3 protein-coding genes are annotated in these 2,177 nt (G+C 48.8%); 2 read left to right on the top strand and 1 reads right to left on the bottom strand.

The features are described from left to right. Positions 1-657 precede the first annotated feature (657 nt). Positions 658-1,014, bottom strand: coding sequence for a HigA family addiction module antitoxin (locus D5S03_RS07885; RefSeq protein ID WP_244156304.1), 357 nt, complete (start codon positions 1,012-1,014; stop codon positions 658-660). Between the two features lie 156 nt (positions 1,015-1,170). Between D5S03_RS07885 and D5S03_RS07880 the strand changes: the two genes are divergently transcribed. Then, positions 1,171-1,518, top strand: coding sequence for an ArsR/SmtB family transcription factor (locus D5S03_RS07880; protein ID WP_008869167.1), 348 nt, complete (start codon positions 1,171-1,173; stop codon positions 1,516-1,518). A 468-nt stretch (positions 1,519-1,986) separates the two neighbouring features. Then, the coding region (locus D5S03_RS07875) for a hypothetical protein (protein ID WP_287043370.1) at positions 1,987-2,177 on the top strand (191 nt) is incomplete at its 3' end.

Below are 2,177 nucleotides of genomic sequence, written 5' to 3'. Positions count from 1 at the left end.
GATCACCAGCATGGCTTTGTCGTAAGTCAATGGGGGCAATACCGATAATCAGACCATCTTCTGCAAACAAAAACGAAACCTACCCATCAGGGCGCGAAAACGGGTTCTTTCCTTCCACCGAGTTGATGCACTCAAGCCTATGAGCAATCTTGTCACCATCTCCAGCATCGTAGCTGTACTTGTCGGGAAGGTAAAAGGTAAAGCCATCCGCTCGGCATATCCAGTAATCTGCAGTTCTGCAATAACTTTATAGGGTTAATCTCCCGTATCCTAAGGAAAAAGTCAAACATCTCCATCTGCTACCCAGACGGGAGCTGGATAAAAAATTAGAGGTGAGATTCGACAGATACGTAAGCACAAAGCAATGAATTTCAAGCTCGGATAAGCTATGAAGCACTTGCTCCGCCAATGACCAAAAAGGTAAGGACAACACGGTATTCGCGCAGGGCTGCAACAGGGTGTGCCGCATGGCGGGCCGGGAGCAGGGCACTTACAGCCTGGATCATGCTTCAGACTTAGCTGAGGTGAACTTGAGGTTTACCTCTGGTAGCAGGCAGATTACCAAGGAAGGAATACTCATGCCGTAGGCTGAGCTAACATTATTCTTACTTACAGCCATCAAGTGATATCTGAACATATAGCAACTGCTGAAAAAGGTTATGCAAAAAAATGTTGGTTCCTGGGGATTGGTTTCAGACGATTAATGTTTTCTGCTTCAGGGCTGTTCATGACATGCCAGAGGTCCCAATTCTGTTGCAGGCCAAGCCAAAAGTCCGGGGACATGCCCAGCACCCGGGAAAGCCGCAAAGCCGTATCCGGCGTTACTGAACGCTTACCCTTAATAATTTCGTTGAGCCGAGGATAAGAAACGCCAAGACAGCGAGCCAGTTCTACTTGAGTAAGCCTAAGTGGCTTAACGAATTCCTCAAAAAGCATCTCCCCTGGATGTGTCGGCGGACGATTCCTAGGCAACCGCCTCCCGGCATCAGTGGTAATCTGTGATTTCGATTTCATATGCATCGCCTTCCTCCCATATAAAACAAATTCGATATTGTAAGCCCATGGACCTGCGCTTCATAAACTGTTGGGACATACAAAAGGCCTCCTTGACAACCAGCATTTAATTAGTTATATACGCAAATACTAAATTGATTGAATAAAGGATCAGTTATGGCCAATCCCCAGGAACTTGCAGATATGTTCAAAGTGCTGGCAACGCCTGCCAGAGTACGTATTTTGCAGATACTTAAAAATGACTGTCTTTGCGTGAACGCGCTGGCCAGGGAGCTAAAAATCACTCCCGCCAGTGTATCACAGCACTTGCGGGTCCTGCGGGACAGCGGGCTGGTACGGGGCAGAAAACACGGTTATTATGTGCACTATGAGGTAGACCTGGAAAACCTGCACAGGTGGAAAACTTCGGCACAACTGTTTTTAACCGCCCCACTGGATAGAATGCCTGAGCTGAAGAGTAAAACTTCAAACCAGAAAAATAAGGAGGTCAACCATGGGATGTGATTGCCAGAAATGCGAGTTTCCGCAAAAACTTAAAGACAGGCCGGAAGACTGCACCCCTGAGCAGATCAGGGAGTGTCACGGAGAGTCCAGAGAACAAGAGACAGAAAGCAAAAACCAGGATAGTTGAACAGCAGACTTAAGGCCGGGTCAACCTACATGGCCCGGCCTTATTTATTGTCCTGAAAAATACAGCAACCATTAACATGCTGACCGGTCTTGCCCGGCCTGACCCGGACTGTTTATTCCGGTAAGCAGCCTGCCATATTTTCTGCAGCCGGTGTCCTTTGCCCTGCCTCCCACCTATGGCGTGGACATCCTGCACTGGAGCTTTCTGGGCCAGAGCACTATGCTGCCCGTCGCCCTGAACTTTGGCATTTTGCTGGTTTTTTGCGCAGTGCTGTTTATCTTCAGTCTGCGCAATGTCCAAAAGCGCTGGATTGTCTGAGGTCGGTTCAGAACCAGAGGAAGGTGATTGAAGAGACAGGGTTCTACAACTATTCACTGGATTTTTGGGAGAATAATTACTCTGGGATTAGCCCTGAGAGGATTTCAAACCTTGCTGATATGCACTCGCAAATAAAGATCGCCCGGTTGCTCCCCCGGGCTCCCTTCCAGGCCCTTCCCTCTAACCCGCAGGGCCGTGCCCTCGCTTGTGCTCG

The organism is Desulfonatronospira sp. MSAO_Bac3 (genome assembly GCF_003838035.1).
GTDB lineage: Bacteria > Desulfobacterota > Desulfovibrionia > Desulfovibrionales > Desulfonatronovibrionaceae > Desulfonatronospira > Desulfonatronospira thiodismutans.
The sequence above is the reverse complement of the archived record's forward strand: the minus strand, read 5'-3'. Positions and strand labels throughout refer to the sequence as shown.